This is a genomic window from Streptomyces sp. 12E (genome assembly GCF_055633275.1).
This window is the reverse complement of sequence record NZ_JBVNCJ010000001.1, coordinates 6638504-6656000: the sequence shown is the minus strand read 5'-3', so window position 1 is coordinate 6656000 and position 17497 is coordinate 6638504. Positions and strand designations below refer to the sequence as shown.

Annotated in this window: 6 protein-coding genes; 1 reads left to right on the top strand and 5 read right to left on the bottom strand. The window is 72.1% G+C overall.

Going from position 1 to position 17497, the window contains the following annotated elements:
* Positions 1-9 precede the first annotated feature (9 nt).
* Entirely contained in the window at positions 10-726 is a 717-nt protein-coding gene (locus ACZ8ZB_RS30520) for a thioesterase II family protein (RefSeq protein ID WP_470740830.1), read from the bottom strand.
* Positions 727-1000: 274 nt separating this feature from the next.
* Here ACZ8ZB_RS30520 and ACZ8ZB_RS30515 point away from each other — a divergent pair, with 274 nt between their 5' ends.
* Positions 1001-2227 carry a cytochrome P450 gene (locus ACZ8ZB_RS30515; protein ID WP_470740829.1) on the top strand — a complete coding sequence of 409 codons (1227 nt, stop codon included), beginning with the start codon at positions 1001-1003 and terminating at the stop codon, positions 2225-2227.
* Here the strand turns inward: ACZ8ZB_RS30515 and ACZ8ZB_RS30510 are convergent.
* Genes ACZ8ZB_RS30510 through ACZ8ZB_RS30495 form a run of 4 tightly spaced genes read right to left on the bottom strand, consistent with a single transcriptional unit; the run spans position 2217 to position 17450 of the window.
* Entirely contained in the window at positions 2217-4199 is a 1983-nt protein-coding gene (locus ACZ8ZB_RS30510; protein WP_470740828.1) for a Gfo/Idh/MocA family oxidoreductase, read from the bottom strand. The two genes, ACZ8ZB_RS30515 and ACZ8ZB_RS30510, sit on opposite strands and share 11 nt — an antisense overlap.
* A complete protein-coding gene (locus ACZ8ZB_RS30505; protein WP_470740827.1) occupies positions 4196-5338 on the bottom strand; it encodes a saccharopine dehydrogenase NADP-binding domain-containing protein in 1143 nt (380 codons plus the stop codon). Before ACZ8ZB_RS30505 ends, ACZ8ZB_RS30510 begins: the two co-directional genes overlap by 4 nt.
* Entirely contained in the window at positions 5335-10803 is a 5469-nt protein-coding gene (locus ACZ8ZB_RS30500) for a non-ribosomal peptide synthetase (protein ID WP_470740826.1), read from the bottom strand. The genes ACZ8ZB_RS30505 and ACZ8ZB_RS30500 overlap by 4 nt, the downstream gene beginning before the upstream one ends.
* Positions 10800-17450: an amino acid adenylation domain-containing protein gene (locus tag ACZ8ZB_RS30495; protein WP_470740825.1), complete on the bottom strand. Its 6651-nt coding sequence runs from the start codon at positions 17448-17450 to the stop codon at positions 10800-10802. Before ACZ8ZB_RS30495 ends, ACZ8ZB_RS30500 begins: the two co-directional genes overlap by 4 nt.
* Between the last annotated feature and the right edge of the window lie 47 nt (positions 17451-17497).

Sequence of the window (17497 nt, the reverse complement as noted above, 5' to 3'; positions counted from 1 at the left end):
TTTCAGGTCTCAGGGGGTGCTGGGCCACGTGTGCGCGGGTCGGCGGAGGTCGAGACCCAGGTCCCGGCCGATGGTCTCGGCCAGCAGGGCGCGGTGGGGGACGAGGAAGAAGTGGCCGCCGTCGAAGGCCGTGACGGTCAGGGGATGCCGTGTGGTGCTCGACCACGTCTCGGCGTCCTGCGCTCCGCACTCGGGGTCCCTGGAGCCGAAGAAGACGCTGACCGGACAGTCCAACGGCTCGGCGGAGGACGGCTGGTACGTCTCGATCAGCCGGTAGTCGCTGCGGACGTATCCCAGGATGGCGGCACGCAACTCCGGGTCCGCGAGCACCTCCTGAGGTGTCCCGCCGTAACGCGCCAGTTCATCGATCAGCGCGCTGTCGTCCTGGTGGTGGATGTCGCCCACCACCGCGTGGTGCGGTGACGCCCGGCCGGCGGCCAGCAGCCGGACCGGCGCCTGAAGGCCCCGGCGCCGCAGCTCCAGAGCCACCTCGTAGGCGACCGCGCTGCCCATGCTGTGGCCGAAGAGGGCACAGGGCCGGTCGAGCAGCGACTGGAGGGCGTCGACGACCTCGCGGACCAGGACGTCCATTGAGTCGACCGGACCGTCGGCGAAGCGGTCCTCCCTGCCCGGGTACTGCACGGTCACGTGCTCGATCTCGTCCGGCAGCAGGCGCTGCCAGGGGCGGAACGAGGAGGCCGCACCGCCGGCGTGCGGGAAACACACGAGGCGCAGACGCGCTTCGGGCCGAACCACCGGCCTGCGCAGCCAAGGTCCGAGAACCGACTGATTCACCATTTTCTCCTACCGCGAGCCGCAGCTCGTACCGCGAGTTGCACAAGGCAGTCGTACTGCCACCGCTCCAGCCACTTCATCATCAATCTCCGGTTCCGTCCAGCCCCACCCGAACTTCGCCCGAGTAAATGCATTACTTTTCTGTAGCAACCGAAGGTTGCGATGGTTAGGATACCGATGTCTCCGTACAAAGGATTTAACAGCCATGACTGAAACCGACGCGGCCGGCGCCGCTTCCCGCTCCTTTCCGATGGTCCGCGGATGCCCGTTCGCCCCACCGGAGGAGTACGCGGAACTCCGCAGGCGGGGCCCGGTGTCCCGGGTGACCCTGCCCACCGGCCGTCAGGCCTGGATCGTGACGGGCTACCAGGAGGTCCGCGCGGTACTGGCCGACCCCCGGGTCAGCGCGGACATCCGCCACCCGAACTTCCCGGCGCTCGTCGACGGCGAGCAGGAGGTGGGCGCCAGGACGAGGCCGTTCATCAGAATGGACCCGCCCGAGCACACACGGTTCCGGCGGATGCTGCTCGCCGAGATGACCGTCCGCAAGGCGCGCCGCATGCGCAGGGACATCCAGCGCATCGTCGACGAGCGCATCGACGAACTGCTCGCCGGCGGCCCCCCGGTCGACCTGGTCACCCACTTCGCCCACACCGTGTCCAGCACGGTCATGTGCGAGCTCATCGGAGTACGACGCACCGATCCGTGGTTCCGGCGCGTCACGGGGACCCTGGGATCCCAGGTCTTCGGTGGCGGCGCCAGCACCGCGGAAGGCGCGGCGGAGGGCATCGGCGCCCTGTCCGCCGTGGTGGACGGGATCATCGCGGAACGCGAGACGAACCTCGGTGACGACCTGCTCAGCAGACTGATAGCCGAGCGGCTGCACACCGGCGAGGTGAGCCGTGAGGAGCTGATCACGACCATCGCGATTCTCGTCGTGGCCGGCTGGGAGACCACGACGAACCAGATCGCCCTGAGCGTGCTGGCGCTGCTGGAGAACCCGGACCTGATCGCGGAGCTGCGCGCGGACCACACCAAGTTCCCGGCCGCCGTCGAAGAACTCCTCCGAGTTCTTTCGGTCGGAGACTCCATCGCCCTTCGCACCGCCACCGAGGACATTCGCTTCGGGGAGCATGTGATTCGAAAGGGCGATGGAGTTATTCCTCTCTTGGCTTCAGCAAATCACGATGAGAGTGTCTTCGAGACGCCCGAAAAGATTGATTTCGAGAGGAAAGGAAAACAGCATGTAGCGTTCAGCTACGGAATTCACCAATGCGTCGGCCAGAACATCGCCCGCCTGGAACTGGTGACCGCTGTCAGCACCCTCCTGGACCGCATCCCCACGCTCCGGGCGGCGGCTCCCCTGCACGCGGTCCGGTTCCGGCACGAAGGCATCGCCTTCGGGCCGGAACAGGTACTCGTCACCTGGTGACCGCCGGCCGTTCCGCACCGCGCAGCACGCCCAGGTGCGGAACGGCCGCTCCATGGGGCGACGGCGGGGGCTCGAGGGTCAGTCCCGCCTCCTCCGCGATCCGGTCCAGGGTCACCGTGTGCCAGTGGTACGCGTCCCGCACCTCCCGCACCATCCGCGTCCCGTCGAAGACGCGCCAGGTCGTCTCCAGCCGCATCAGCTCCTCACCGGCGGGTTCACCGGCCATCCACCACTCGTAGCGCAAGCCGCCGAGGACGGCCTGGCGCAACCGGGTCGCCGGCATCGACACCGGGGTGTACAGCCCCATGAGCTCGACGACGAGCGGCGCGCCCGGCGCGAGACGGTCGGCCAGGTCCCGCAGCAGCGCACGGCGCCGGTCCGGGTCCAGGTGCCCGAGCATCCCGCAGGCGACGGCGCCGCAGATCCGGTCGGGCAGGACGAGGTCGTTCGCGGCGTCGGGCAGCACCGTCACCCGCTCCCCGATCCCGGGGTCCTCCGCGAGCCGGCTGGTGAGGATGGCGCGCATACCCGGCGAGGGCTCGGCCGCGACGATCCGGCAGTCCGGGTAGGCGGCGGCTATCTGACGGGTCACCAGGCCGCTTCCCGCGCCGATGTCCAGCAGCGGACCGGCTTTCGGGTCGATGCCCGCGAGCGAGGCGACCACCGCGGGGCCGGTCCGGTCCGTGTGCTCCCGGGCCCCGAGGTCGAAGAACTCGGCCGGCTGGGTGTACCCGGCGCCGGGGGTGTCACCCTCGGCGCCGGACGGCTCCTGCACGGCCGGCCTCGGTTCGGCCGACGCGGGTGACGCGCCCCTCTGGATCGGCCCGTGGCCACGACGCTCCCTCGAACCACCGGTGCCGGAAACGGTCAGGTCGGCCACGGCCAGCGGAGTGGGCGCGGGCGGGCGGATCAGTTCGGGGGGACCGAGGCGGGCCATCAGGTCCCGCCAGACTTGGAAGACGGTCAGGTCGTGCTGCGCGGTACGCAGGACGTCCGTGCCCTCCCCGATCGCATCGCGCAACGCACTGAGCGCATCGGTCACCGCCGACGGCCACAGGTCGGAGAAGACCCCGTCGAAGCTGTGCGGACCCTGCGCGGGATCACCGACGACGGAGTGCGTCGGCAGCTCCAGCCATTCTGCGCCGGGACCGGACCGGAAGACGAGCCGGTGCCCGTCGTCGCGCGGCGAGTGCATCCGGGGGTGCCAGAGCACCGGTCCGTGGGTGTCCGCGAGCGTCAGCACCCCGCCCTCGGTGGCGATGGCCACGCGATGCCAGAAGAGCGCGTGGTTGTCCCGGTCCCCCGGATGGATCTGGTTCTGCACGCGCAGCGTCAGAGGCGCTCCGGCCAGGGCGCCGTGCAGCGTCCGCACCGGAATCCGTCCGTCGGACGCGGCGAGCACCTCGTCCCCGACGGCCGCGACGTCCCCGAGGTGCCACGGGCGCAGGCCGCCGAGCGCCCTGCCCAGGATGTCTATCAAGGGGGCCAGTACGTGCACCGGGGACGCCGCGTCGACGTACAACACCTTCTGTCGGGCGCGGAGTCGGCGTGCCGCTTCGAGGAAGACGCGCACGGGCTTCACGTGGACGTAGTGGGTGTTGACGCGGTACTGCAGCTTCCGTTTCCTGGCGATGCGCAGGGTGTCCGACAGCTCGTCCGGATGCAGGGGGTGTTCCTGGAGCACATGCACCCCCCGGTGCAGGAGCGCCTGGCTCAGTTCGGTCCCGGACCCTCCCATCACGGCTGACGGGACGACGACGCAGGCCACGTCGATGTCGTCGGGCAGCTCGTCGATGCCGGTCCAGCAGGGCACGCCGAGCCGTTCGGCGGTCTGCCGGGACTGGCTGCTCCCCTTGGCGAGGATGCCCGCCAGCTCGAAGTCCGGGTGCTCGCGTACGGCGTCGATGTAGAACCGGCCGAAGTTGGTGCCGGCCACCACCGTCCGCAGCGGCCGGCCGGGGGAGGCGTTCACAGCTCACCGTCCTCGAAGTCGTCGCCCGCCTGCTCGCCGGTGTGGCCTCCGCCTTCGTAGACCGAGAAGTCCGCCGCCCCGGTGCGGGTCAGTTCGTCGATCGCCTCGGCGGGTTCCAGGACGTCCCCCGCGAAGTGCAGACCGGGTGGGACGCGGCCGTTGCCGAGGGCGCGGACGGTGTGTGCGGCCACGGCCGCCGTCAGCCGGTAGCTGTCGTCCGTGCGCACGACGGCGGTGCGGCGCCGGTCCGGCCCCGACAGGGTGAGCACCAGGCGGTAGTAGGGTTCGGCGCCCGCCAGGTCGATCTCGCCCGCCCGGATGATGCGCTGGACCAGTTCCTCCCGCTGCTCGGGCGTGTCGACGGGCAGGGTCGGAAGCGCGGTGAACAGGGCGCGCACCTGGCTGCCCGGGAAGACGTTGTACCACTCGGCCTCGGCCAGGCCGGTGGCGCGCGCGCCGCGTTCCATCTCCGCGGTCAGCAGCGGCTGCAGGGCGACGCGTTGCGGGTAGTGCGGCACCTCGGCGTTCTCGTTCACGCGCAACGCGCGCGGGACGCGCCGGCCGTTGCGCCAGGCCGCCAGCGGATGCCCGTAGGGCTCGCCGCCCGCGCCGCCGACATCCAGCGAGAGCAGGATGTCGGCGGCGACGGTCGCGGTGGCGCGTTCCAGTCCGCCGGCGTAGGCGACCAGGCGCGTCGCACGCGTCGCGTCCCGCTCGGCCAGTTCCGTCAGCCGTCGGTGGACCAGGAGGGAGAGGCCGGGCACGGTGCCGGCCGACAGCACGACGGTACGGCCGGCCGGCACCGCGCCGGTGGCGGTCAGCGCCTCGTGCACCGGGTCGTCGCCGAGGACGTCGACGTAGTCGGCATCCGCTGCGAGGGCGGCCCGGGCCACCGTGTCCTTCAGCGCGTAGCTGGGCCCGGCGCAGTTCACGACCACACGGCAGCCCGCACAGAACTCGGCGAGCGAGGCGGCGTCCAGCGCGTCCACCGCACGGGTCTCCACGCCGGTCCGGTCCGCCTCCACGCGGATCGCCTCGGGCCTGCGGGCGCCCAGACGCAGCGGCCCGTCGCCCGCTCGCGCCAGGGCGGCGGCGGCGTGGCGCCCCACCGCCCCGGACGCTCCCAGGATGCCGATCACGCTTCCATCCCTTCGATGATCTCGCGCAGATGTCCGAAGACGGTCGGCACGTTGTCGCCTGTCATGCAGGTGAAGTGCTCGCCCGGAATCTCGCGGCTCTCCAGGTCGCCGAGGCAGATCTTCGCCCAGTGGTCGGTGATGGTGTCCGCGCTGCCGGGGAAGGGGTACGCGCCGTTGTGCCGCAGGAAGGTGATGTCACCCGCGTACGGTTCGGCCCGGTGCCGGCTCAGCGCGTACGTGCTCTGCTGGTAGGTGCGCAGCGCGCGCAGCAGTCCCTCCGGCTGGTAGGTGCCCTCCAGGGCGGGAGGCAGCGCCTCGCACATCCTGGTGACGCGGGCCATGCGCGGCAGCGACTCGAGGTTGGTGAACGCCTCGGCGATGTCCGCGTACTCCCCGTCGAGGTCGGCGAGCGCACCGTCGACGATCGCGTCGGGCGAGCGTTCGAGTACGGCGCCGACCGCGGCGCCCACCCGGTCGGAGTCGGCCGGGAACCCGATGTGGGCGTGGTCCATGCCCATCATCAGGGAGAAGGAGTACTCGGAGAGCAGTTCGTCGTCGATTCGGAAGGTCGGGCTGTGACTGCTGATGACGGTGAGGCTGCGTACCTCCGCACCGGCCTCCGTCAGTCCGCGCGCCACCTCGGTGGCGATGACGCCGCCCACGCAGTAGCCGACGACGTCGAAGGACGTGTGTCCGGCGTCGAGCAGGGCACGCACGTACCGTGCGGCCAGCCGGTCGATCAGTCCGTTCGGGTCGGCGTTGAGGAACGTGTCCAGCTCCGGGATCTCCAGGCCGACCAGTCCGTTGCGGCCGGCCGCCCTGTTGCGGATCTCGGTGACGAGCGGCCGGTAGGGAAGGAGCGTGCCGGTGCCCGCGTGCACCAGGACGGTCACCGGCCGCGAAGGGGGCGTCTCGACCAGCGTGACGATCGGGGAGGCCTCGCTCCCCTCGCTCTGCTGGTCCGCCGAGACGTCACGCAGGTAATCGGCCAGTCCGGCGACCGTGGGCCGGCGCAGCAGGTGCCGGAGGACGACCTCCCACTCCAGGTCCCACTCGAGGCCGTCCAGGCCGTCGAGTCCGTCCCTGAGCCTGCCGACGATGCGTGCCACGAGCAGGGAGTCCCCGCCGAGATCGAACAGGTCGTCGTCGCGGCCGACCTCGTCCAGCTCCAGCAGTTCGGCCCACAGGGCAGCGATGGCCCGTTCCAGTTCGTCCCGGGGCCGGCTCGAGGTGGGCGCGTCGGCCTGCCGGTCGGTCTGCGCGGCCCAGGTCTCGAGCCTGGCGCGGTCCAGCTTGCCGTTCGCGGTCTTCGGCAGCTGATCGAGTATCTGCCACCGGGTCGGCACCGAGTACTCGGGCAGCAGTTCCGCGCAGCGGCTGCTCAGTTCCGCCACCGCGACCGGTGCCCGTGTCGGCTTGGGCTGCACGAAGTACAGCCGCTGGCCGTAGGCGGCGGCCTCCTGCGGCCCGGCGGGGAACTCGGCCGCGATGCGGCCGTCCTGCTCACCGAGCAGCGCGGTCCACTGCTGCGCGGTCAGGAAGGACTGCTCGTCCGCCGCGCGGACGTCGGTGAACGGTCCCGCGTGTTCGGGGAGGAATTCGGTGGAGATCCGCAGGGCGTGGTCGTCGTCGCCGGCGTTCTGCAGCAGGACGAGCCAGCCGCCCGCAGTGACCAGTGAAGCCAGCCGGGCGAGGGCCGCCCCGGCGTCCGGGACGTTGTCCAGCACCCCGACGCAGATCAGCACGTCCACGGAGTGGGGCAGGAAGCCCTGGTCGCGGGGCTCCTCCGCCGGGTCGAAGGAGGCGCACCGGACCCGCGGGTCGTCCGCGAAGCGCTGTTCGACCTGGGAGCGGTGCCGGGAGGACGGATCGGTGGCCAGATAGTCGAAGGTCGCGTCTCCCAGGGCGGGCACGAGCTCGGTCACGGCGCCACCGCCGCGCAGACCGACCTCCATCACGCGCAGGGGAGTGCCCTCCGGATGGTTACGGGCCATCTCCGTGACACCGGCCACGAGCACCTGGTGCAGCGCGTGGGCCGCGGGGTTGTTCTTGTAGGCGGCGTCGAGCGCGTCGGCCGAGGCTCCGGAGAACGGCAGGTCCGCCGGGTCGGCCCGACCGGTGAGCAGGGACGGCAGGACGCGCGCGCAGTTGCGGACCATGGCGAACAGCTCGGGGCTCCACTCCGCCTCGCGTTCGCGTGCGGCCGCGTCCTCCCACGCCTGCTCGGTGGCCCCGGGGGCGGGGACGGTCAGGTCCCGGTAACCACCGGCGTCCTCCTTGAGCCTGCCTGCCGCCACCAGACCGCGCAGCCAACGGCGGACCAGACGGTGGTGCGCCGGGTCGACCTCCAGCGTCTCGCAGATCCGGTCGGCCGTCCGGGGCTCTTCCGATCCGGCGAACGCGGGGGCGAGCGTCTCGCACATGGCGGACAGCGCGGCGGCGTTCAGTGCCGTACGGAAGGCCGTGAGCGCGGGCAGGTCGACGCCCTCGGCCGCGTCCTGCACGGCCCGCTCGAAGGCGGCCCCGAGCGGGGCCGGCACCGGCAGCGGTTCGCTGAGGTGGGCGGGCTCGACGAAGGCGGCGAGCGTACGGGGGGTCGTCTGGCCGGCGTCGCCGCGACCGCCCGCCACGACGACGGCCGCCGCGCCGACGGAGGGGAGTGATTCGACGGCCGCCTGGATCTCACCGAGTTCGATCCGGTAGCCGCGGATCTTCACCTGGGTGTCCGCCCGGCCCTGGAACTCGATCACGCCGTCCGGGTGGTAGCGCCCGAGGTCGCCGGTGCGGTAGAGCCGCTCGCCGGTGACCGGGTGCTGGACGAACGCCGCCGCGGTGCGCTCCGCGTCGCCGAAGTACCCCTGGGCCAGGCCGATTCCGCCGATGTACAGGTCGCCGGTGACCAGGTCCGGGCGGGGTCGCAGTGCGGAGTCGAGGACGTGGAAGGTCTGGTTGGCCAGTGGCTTGCCGTACGGAATGCTGCGCCGGCCGCGGTCGGTGTCGGAGACCGGGTGGTGGATGGACCAGATGGATGCCTCGGTGGCGCCGCCCAGACTGTGCACCTCGGCGGCGGGGGCCCAGCGCCGGACCGCGTCCGGGAGGCTGACGGGGATCCAGTCCCCGGAGAGCATCATGAGCCGGACGGAGGGCAGCGGCGGGTCGTCGGACCGCAGGTAGTCGTGGAGCATCTGGAGCTGCCCGGGCACCGAGTTCCAGACGGTGACGTTCTCCCGCCTGACCGTCTCGGCCCAGCTGGAGGGGTCGCCCCGGCGTTCGGGGTGGGGCATCACCACGGTCGCGCCCACGGACAGCGGGCCGAACAGGTCGTAGACGGACAGGTCGAAGCCGAGTTGGGCCAGGGCGAAGACACGGTCGTGTTCCGTGACCGCGAACCGGCGGTTGATGTCGACGACGGTGTTCAGCGCGGCGGCGTGGCTGATCATCACGCCCTTCGGCGCGCCCGTCGAACCCGAGGTGTAGATGACGTAGGCCAGGGAGTCGGGGTCGGCCTGTGCCTCGGGGACGGCGGCCTCGCTGTCGGGGAGGACGTCCACCGCGATGACCGGGATGCCGTCCGGCCGGTCGCCGTCGGCCAGCCAGGACTGGGTGAGGACGGCCCGCGCCTTGGCGTCGGCCAGGATCGCGTCGCGGCGCCGGGGCGGCTGCGTGGTGTCCAGCGGCAGGTAGGCGGCACCGGCCATGAGCGCACCGAGGACGCCGGCCGCCTGCTCCCAGCCCTTGTCCATCGTGATCGCCACGATCTGCCCGGGGGTGACGCCTCTCGTCGTCAGGGCCCGGGCCACGCCGGTGGCCCGCGCGACCAGCTCGCGGTAGGTGACCTCGCGGTCCTGGTCGAGGACGGCCACGCGGTCCGGGGTGCGGCGCGCGGTGTCGAGCACGGCCTCGTGCAGCAGGGCACGGGGAACCGGAGCGCTGGTGTCGTTCACGCGTGCGCGTACGGCACGGGTGTGCTCGGGAAGGTCGATCTCCGCGGGCGCCGACCAACTGTCGGCGTCCTGGGCCAGGCGGTGCATGAGGGCGGTGAAGGCGCCGAACAGGTCGTCGGCGGTGCCCTCCGCGAGGACGCCTTCCCGTACGTCCCAGCTCAGCGCGAGACCGTCGCCGCGCTCCATCACCTGACAGTCGATCCAGACCTGCGGCGTCTGCGTCTGGGCGTGCCGGACCACGGCCTCCGGCTGCCGCATGGTGGCGGAGCCGAGGGTGCTGGTGAACACGACCGGCATGAGGAGGGTCTGGGCCTCGCGGAGCCGGGCCATCTCGGTCAGCACCTGGCTGCCCGTGAACAGCGAGTGGGCCAGGTCCTCCAGCAGGTTGGAGCTCACGGTGCGGACGCGGTCGGCGAAGGCCTGCGGCTCCCGCAGGTCAACGGCGAGCAGTTCGACGGAGGTGAAGTCGCCCACCAGCCGGTCGACGTCCTCGTGCAGCGGAAGCCGGGTGAAGGTGGGGAGGTTGAGCATGAACTCGGGGTTGCGGCTCCACCGGCCGATCACTTCGGCGAAGGCGGTCAGGGCCGCGGCGGACATGGGAATCCCCAGCGCCGCGGCGTTGGCTTCGAACGCCTTGCGCTGCTCGGCGCTCATCACGGTCTCGTACCGGCGGAAGGGGCCGAGGGCTCCGGTGCCGTCCGCGAGCGGCAGCTCCGGGGGGCCGGGCAGGTCGGGAAGGCGCCGCAGCCAGTAGTCGCGGTGCCGGTTGTACTCGCTGGTGAGCGTCTGGCGGCGGCGCGCCAGCACGTAGTCGCGGAACCGGGCGTTCAGCGGCACCAGTCGCCGGCCGTGGTACACGTCCTCCAGCTCCGCGAGGACGATCAGGAGGCTGGCGTAGTCCACGATGAGCTGGTCGATGGACAGGTGCAGCAGCAGCGCGTCGTCACATCGGGTCATCCGGAGCTCGAAGAGCGGCGGCCGGTCGGTGGGGGGTACCCGTGCGGCCAGTTCGTCCCGGACGTCCGCCACTCGGCGCTCCACGTCCGCCACCGAGGCCCCCCTCATGTCCTCGACGGGGATCGGTGTCGCGGGGATGCCGGGCAGCACCTCCTGGGAACCGTCCGGGTGCACGACCGCCCGCAGCATGTCGTGCCGTTCCACGATCGCCCACCATGCCTCGTTCAGCCGGTCCGGATCGGTGTCGGCGGGGTAGGCGAGCTCGGTGTAGACGTGGCAGGCGACACCGCCGTAGCCGTAGGCACTGCCGCGGCCGACCAGGTACGCGCCCTGGATGTCGGTCAGCGGGAACGGCTGGTGTGCGGCGCCGGGGTCGGGAACGAGGCGGGTGGCCTGCGCCCGTTCGGACAGATGGGCCAGCACGTCCTCACGACGCGAACGCAGCAGCGCGCGCCGCTCCTCGGTGAGTGCGCCCTGGGGGGCGCGGAAGCGCAGCTTGCCGTCCTCCTCCCAGAGCCGGATGCCGTGCCGCTCCAGGTCCGCGACGATGTCCTGCGCTTTCATATCTCTCCACTCTCTTCGAACTCATCGGTGACCTGCATGCTCTCGATGCGCGCTGCCAGGTCTGCCAGGGTCGACGCCGCCAGGAAGGCACGTACGGGTACGTCCGTGCCGAAGGACTCGTTGACGGCTCCGACGAGGCGCAGCGCCGTGAGGCTGTCGCCGCCCTCACTGAAGAAGTTGGCGTTGCGGTCGTGTACTCCGGTGCCGAGAAGGTCGGACCAGATGGCCGCGATACGGCGCTCGACCTCGCCCTTCGGCGGCCCCCCGGCCTCGGTCTCCGAAGCCACCGAAGCCGCGAGCGCGGTCCGGTCGATGTCTCCGTCGTCGGCGGCGGGCAACCGGTCGAGCCCGTCGACGAACGTGAAGCGGCCGGGTGTGGCATGCGCCGGAAGGAGTCTCTCCAGGTGCTCGGGGACACCCGTCGGCCGCTCGCCCACCGGTACGACCACCGCGTGCAGCCTGCGGTCGTCCTCCGCTCCGGTGACGAGGACCACCGCGCGGGCGATTCCCGGGTGCGTCTCGAGGGCTGTCTCGACCTCGTCCGGTTCGACGCGCCGACCGCCGATCCGGACCGGTTGCCCGGAGCGTCCGAGCAGGTCGAGCGTTCCGTCCGGCCGGTGGCGCGCCCGGCTTCCGGTGCGGTACCAGCGTGTCCCGTCCTGTTCGACGATCCGGCTGAGGTGTCCGCCCCCGGCCCGCTCCGTGATTCCCTCGTCGCTGATCCACAGTTCGCCGCCGACCCAGTCCGGACAGTCCCGTCCGGCGGTGTCGACCACGCGGTGCCGTCGGCCGGCGAGCGGCAGGCCGGACGGCATGGGCGTCGCATCGGCGGGATCCGTTGCGGGCGGCTCGTACGCGCCGGCCCACAGGGCCGTGCCGGGCACGCCGCTGAGCGAGAGGAACCGGCATCCCCGGCCTGCCAGGTCGCGCAGTCTGCGCGGCAGGTCGTGGCCCACTCGGCCGCCCGAGACCATCACCAGGCGGAGCCGGGCGGGAATGCGGGCTTCGGCCGCCGGCGATTCCGCTTCGGTGAGGAGCCGGTCCAGCAGGAACGGAGTGCTGTTCCACACCGTGACGTCGTGTCGGACCGCGAGCCGCGCCAGCGCGGCGATGTCGGCGCGATCGGTGGTGTCGGGCAGTACGAGTGTCGCGCCGGCGCCGAGCAGACCGAAGACGTCGAACACGGAACGTACGGTGTCAGGTTCGGACAGCGCGATCCCCCGGTCCCCCTCACCTACCGAGTACCGCGCCCGGATGTCCGTCAGCGTGCCCTGGACCGCCGCGTGGCTGAAGGTCAGGGGGCCGTGCTCGGTGAGGCGGACGTGAGCGGGAGTGTCGGGATCACCGCGGAACGGTGCGGCCGGAGCGGCTGACGCCATGACGTCGGAGACGGTGACCGTCCGTACTCCGCCGATGTCGGTGCCGGGGGTGCCGGTGACGACGAGGGTGGCCCCCGCCGACTCGCAGTGCTCCGCCGCGACGTCGACGTCGGCTGCGGGCCGCAGCGGCAGGCAGGCGGCGCCCGCGGCCAGGGTTCCGAGGGCCGCGACGATCTGGTCGACTCCGCCGGGCAGCAGGAGTGCGACCGTGTCGCCGGGGCGGACACCGTGGTGGGACAGCCCTCCTGCCATCAGGGCGGCGCGCTCCGCGAGTCGGCCGTACGTGAGGGTGCCGCCGTCCGGCAGGAGGAGCGCCGTACGGTCCGGGTCGGCCTCGGCCCGTCGGAACACGTCCTCGTGCAGGAGGCCGGCGGGGACGGGCCCGGGAGCACCGGTGATCCGCTCCCGCGCTTCCTTCTGCTCGGGCGGCAGCGCGGCGGGGAGCGGACCGTGCTCCCAGTCCTCGTCGGCCAACCGGTCGAGCATGCGGCAGTAGGAGTCGAACATGGCGTCCAGCACGCCCGGGCGGAACAGTTCCTCGACGGCGTCCCAGCTCACCAGGATGCCGCCGGAGGACTCCGTCACCTGGTTGTCGAGCATGACCTGCGGCGTCTGCGAGATGCCGAAGACCTTGGCCGGGAAGGCCCCGCTCAGGTCCTTGGTCGCCCGGTCGCCCACGCCCACCGTGCTGCTGAAGACCACGGGCATGGCGGCCTCCACCGTGCCCGTGCGCCGGGCGAGCTCCTGCATGAGCCAGATCGCGGACGCCTCCCTGTGGTCCAGGTCCTCGCCCATGACCTGCTGGAGGCGGTGCGCGGCGTCGAGCCAGCTCTCGCCGGGCCGGGGCTTGTGGCCGATCAGCGACACCGACGTGAAGTCGCCGACCAGGCGGTTGATGTGGGGGTGCACCGGCAGCCTGTTGAACAGGGTCAGGTTGACGGTGACTCCGTCCTGGTCGCTCCAGGCCGCCAGGACCTCCACATAAGCGATCAGCAGCACCACCGAGGGCGTCAGCCCGTGCTGCCGGGCCCGCTCCCTCAGCGTCTCCCACCGGCCGGCCGCCAGCGGCCGGCTGCGACGGGTGAACCAGGGGCGGGCCACCGCGGCCGGGTCGCCGGCGAGCGGCAGCTCGGGGGCGGGCGGCAGGTCGTCCAGCCTGCGCAGCCAGTACTCACGGGCCCGCTCGACGTCGTCCTTCTCCGGGACGACGTCGAGGACGTAGTCCCGGAAGGAGATGTCGATGGCGGGCAGTTCGGTGTCCGGGTCGGCGTGGAGTGCGTCCAGTTCGGCGTAGAGGGCCATGATGGAGGCACCGTCGAGGACGATGTAGTCGAGTCCGACGGCCAGCCGGGTCCGCGTGCGGCCGCCGCTCGGGTAGCGCACGGCCCGGATGTCGAAGAGGGGCCACCGGGTGGGGTCCAGGCGCCGGTGGGACGACTCGGCGCGCAGTCCGTCCAGCACGGCGGGCGCCTCGTCCTCCGTGCCGACCTCGGTGACCGGGATGGTGAAGCGGGGCACGTCGCGCAGGATCCGTTGCCGGCCTTCGTGGTCGAAGACCGCGCGGAGCATCTCGTGGCGCTGGATCAGCGTCTGCCAGGCACGTTCGATGCGGGCCAGGTCGACGTCGACGCCGTCGAACTCGCTGTAGTGGTAGGTGCCCACACCGCCGAGCGGCAACCGGTCGTCGCGGCCGATCCAGAAGGCGCGCTGCACGTCGGTGGGCGGGAACGGCTCGTGCCGGTTGGCGATGTCGCCGGTGCCCAGGGTCGTGGCACGGTGTTTCTGCCGGGTGAGGGTCGCGGCGAAGTCGGCCAGCTTGGGGCGGGTGAACAGCTGGGCGACGCGCGCCCCTCCGACATCGCGTGCCCGCAGAGCGGCGATCACGCGGGTGGCCAGGAGGGAGTCCCCGCCGAGTGCGAAGAAGTCGTCGTCGCGTCCGATGTCAAAGGCGCCGAGGAGCTCGGACCAGACCTGGGCGAGGGTGGTCTCCGCCCAGCCCACGGGCGGCTCGCCGCGTCCGTGTCCTGAAGCCGCCGCTCCCGCCTCCACCAGTGCCGCGGCCTTCTTGCGGTCGGGCTTGCCGTTGGCCGTCAGCGGGAGGGCGTCGACGATCTCGATGCGGGAGGGGACCATGTAGGCGGGAAGCCGCTGCGTGAGGCTGGCCCGCAGGTCGGTCCCGGTGGGCTTCTCCGTCGGGGTGCCGGCGGCGACGAGGGCCAGCTGGGCCGGCTGACCGGTCACCAGGGCCACGCAGCCGGAGACGTCGGGCCGGCCGGCGGCCGCGGCTTCCACCTCACCGAGTTCGATGCGGTGTCCGCGCAGCTTGATCTGGTGGTCCACGCGGCCGAGGAACTCCAGTACGCCGTCGGAGCGGTACCGGGCGCGGTCACCGGTCCGGTACCAGCGCCTGCCCTCGTGCAGGACGAACTTCTCGGCGGTGCGGTCGGGGTCGCCGCGATAGCCCTCGGCCAGCCCGGCGCCGCTCACCCACAGCTCTCCCGCGACCCAGTCCGGGCAGTCCCTGCCCCGTGCGTCGACCACGCGGGCCCGCATGTTGGGCAGGGGGACGCCCCAGGGGATGGAAGCCCAGCCCGGGTCGACCTCCTCGACCTCGAAGACCGTCGAGTGCACCGCCGCCTCGGTCATGCCGCCCAGCGCGACGAACCGCGCGGCCGGTACCAGGGCGTGCAGGCGTCCCGGGAGGTCCATGCCCACCCAGTCACCACCGAGCAGGACAAGCCGGAGCGTGTCGCCCAGCCCCTCGGGGTCGGCCTCGGCCGCGGTGAGGGTCATGTCGAGCAGGGCGGGGACGCAGTTGACCAGAGTGATCCGGTGCTCACGCATCAGTCGGATCCAGTGCTGCGGGTCGCGTTGGGCCGCCTCGTCGATCAGGACCACCGAGCCACCCGCCGACAGCGGTCCGAACAGGTCGTAGACCGCCATGTCGAAGTCCAGCTCGGCCAGGGCCAGTCCGCGATCGGACGCCTGTACCCCGAAGCGCGCGTTGATCGCGGCGAGGGTGTTCATCGCGGCGCCGTGGGAGACGTCCACTCCCTTCGGGGTGCCCGTGGACCCGGAGGTGAAGATCGTGTAGGCGACCGACGAAACGGGCTGGTCCAGCACCGGAGGCGCGGGCTGCAGGGCGTCGGCCGCGTCGAGGGTAAGGACGCGGGGCGAACCGCCGTCGGCCCGGGCGGGCAGCTCCACCGCGCCGGGCGCGTCGGTCAGCACCGCCGTCACCGCGGCGGCCTGAAGGACGCGCGCCGCGCGCTCGGCGGGCTGGTGCACACCGACGGGAACGTAGGTCGCGCCGGCTCCCAGTACGCCGAGTACCGCCGCGACCTGTCCGGCCCCCCTGGTGAGGCGCACCGCGACCGAGTCGCCCCGCCGGACACCGGCGTCGGTGAGCAGCGCGGTGACGCGCCCGGCCCAGGTCCGCAGTTCCTGGTAGGTGAGGGGGCGGCCCGTCTCGTCGATCAGCGCCACCCGTTCGGGCTGCTCGGACGCGGCCCGGTGGAACCCCTCGTGCAGGCGCTCGGTCACCGCGGGCGCGTCGGTGTCGTTGACGCGCTCGCGGACACGGGCCTGGTCGGCAGGAAGCCGGGTACCCACGGGGCGGGCCCACGCGTCCTCGTCGTCCAGCAGGGTCTCCAGCAGGTTCCGGTAGGCGTCGAAGGCCGCGGCGGGCACGCCGGGCGCGAACAGCTCCTCCCTGACGTCCCAGTTGAGCAGGAGGCCGCCGTCCAGCTCGGTCACCTGTGCGTCCAGCCACACCTGGGGGCCCTGGGAGATGATCCAGGAGGGCTCGCCGAAGGTCTTCCGCACGGCGCGGCCGTAGACCTCCCCGAGGCCGAGGGCGCTGGTGTACACGACGGGCGCGAGGACGGGCGTGCCCCCCGCGGCACGGGAGAGGTCCCGCAGGACCTCGACGCCCGAGTACGAGCCGCGCGCGATGGTTCTGCGCAGCTCCGCCTGGATGCCTCGTGCCGAGTCGGCGAACGGCTGCTCGGTGGCGAGGTCGACGTCCAGCAGGACGGAGCTGCTGAAGTCACCGATCAGCAGTTCGGTGCCGGGCCGGCTCAGGTCCCGGTCGAACAGGGGGAGGTTGAGCAGGAACCTCGGCTCGGCGCTCCAGGCGGCGAGCACCTCGGCGAACGCAGCGGCCAGTACCGCTGTCGGAGTCACTCGGTGCTGCCTGGCCCGCTCGAGCAGGACACGCTTGCGCCGGGACGTCAGGTGGTGGTGCAGGCGAACGGTCCGGTGGTAGCGCGGCGCGGCGGATTCCGGGCTGAGCGGGTCGACGACCGTGGGCAGTTGGGGCGGGGCGCTCAGTCCGTCCAGCCGCTCGCGCCACCAGTCGCGCGCCGCGGCCACTTCGGCCTTCCGGCGCACCCGGCTCTCCCGCAGATAGTCCCGGTAGCTGTGGCCGATGTCCGGCAGCGGGGTGTCCGGATCGTCGTAGAGGTGCTGGAGGTCCGCCAGCAGGACACGCATGCTGGCGGCGTCGGCGCCGACCATGTCGAGATCGATGTGGAGGCGGGTCCGGTTGTCGGGCAGCAGACTGAGCGCGACGTCGAACACCTCACCCTGCTCGACGTCCATGCGGCGGTGGGTGTAGCGGTCCCGCAGCCGGTCGAGCCCCTCGGCGCGGCCGTCGGCCGGTTCCTGGGTGAAGTCGTGCACCGTGACGGCCGGTTGCACGGGCTCGGCGAGGATCCGCTGCCGGCCGTCGTCGAGCACCTCGACCCGCAGCATCTCGTGGCGTCGGCGCAGTTCGGTCACGGCGGCCGCGAGGCGTTCGGGGTCGAGGCCGGTTCCGTCGAGTTCGGCGTAGAAGTGCGCTCCGACGCCGCCGAGGGGCTGGTCGTCCTGGCGTCCGATCCAATAGGCGTGCTGCATGACGGCCAAGGGGAACGCGCCGTCCGAGGGCTCCTCGTCCCGCCGCTGTGCGTCCGCTTCGGGCAGGTCGGCCCGCGTCGGCTCCGGGGTGTCCGGCTCGTCCGACAGCACTGTGGCCGGGGCGGCGCTCAGAATGGCCAGCCATTCCCGCAGCGTCGCCGCCTCGGCGAGCTGCTCGTAACCGACCCCGATGCCCTGACGGCGCCAGTCGGCCGTGAGCCGGATGAGCCCCAGGGAGTCGAGCCCGAGCTCGAACGGGTCGGCGTCGAGTGTCACTTCCGTGCGGGGGACGTCCACGGCGGCGGCCACCGCCGCGAGCACCTCCGATTCCCCCAGCTCCGCTCGTCCCGGTGCAGGCGCTTCGCTCACGAGTTCCGGTTCCTCCCTCATCACACCGCCACACTTTCAAATGACAA

What these genes read in the sequence shown, in the direction of transcription:
- ACZ8ZB_RS30500 (WP_470740826.1), bottom strand. Translation starts at nt 10,803, where the DNA reads ATGAAAGCGCAGGACATCGTCGCGGACCTGGAGCGGCACGGCATCCGG.
- ACZ8ZB_RS30515 (WP_470740829.1), top strand. Translation starts at nt 1,001, where the DNA reads ATGACTGAAACCGACGCGGCCGGCGCCGCTTCCCGCTCCTTTCCGATG.